Genomic DNA, 501 nt, shown 5'->3' with positions numbered 1-501 from the left:
CCCTCAAACGCCTCTACGTCCACGACGACATCTACGACGCCGTCTGCGAAGAACTCACCACCGTCGCCAAAGCCATGCCCATGGGCGTCGGCCTGGACGAAAACAACGTCCTCGGCCCCCTGCAAAACAAAGCCCAGTACGACATCGTCGCCAACCTCGTCGAAGCCGCCCGCGACTCCGGCGCCCGGATCCTGCTCGGCGGCAACCCCGACCCCAACCAGCCAGGCTACTTCTACCCCACCACCCTCATCGCCGACATCGACAACAACAACCCCCTCGTCGCCGAAGAACAGTTCGGTCCCGCCCTGCCCATCATCCGCTACAGCACCATCGACCAGGCCATCGAATACGCCAACGCCCTCGACGTCGGACTCGGCGCCTCCGTCTGGTCCCCCAACCTCACCGCAGCCCGCAAAGTCGCAGCCCGCATCGAAGCCGGCACCGTCTGGATCAACAAACACGGCGCCGTGGACCCCCGCGTCCCCTTCGGCGGGGCCAAAC

1 protein-coding gene is annotated in these 501 nt (G+C 65.7%); it reads left to right on the top strand.

The annotated features are described in order from the left end of the window. Nucleotides 1–501, top strand: a 501-nt coding sequence (locus G9E11_RS21720; RefSeq protein ID WP_190609226.1) for an aldehyde dehydrogenase family protein, incomplete at both ends; no start/stop codon positions are given.

It is taken from the genome of Arthrobacter ipis (assembly GCF_014694315.1).
Classification (GTDB): domain Bacteria; phylum Actinomycetota; class Actinomycetes; order Actinomycetales; family Micrococcaceae; genus Arthrobacter; species Arthrobacter ipis.
The sequence above is the reverse complement of the archived record's forward strand: the minus strand, read 5'-3'. Positions and strand labels throughout refer to the sequence as shown.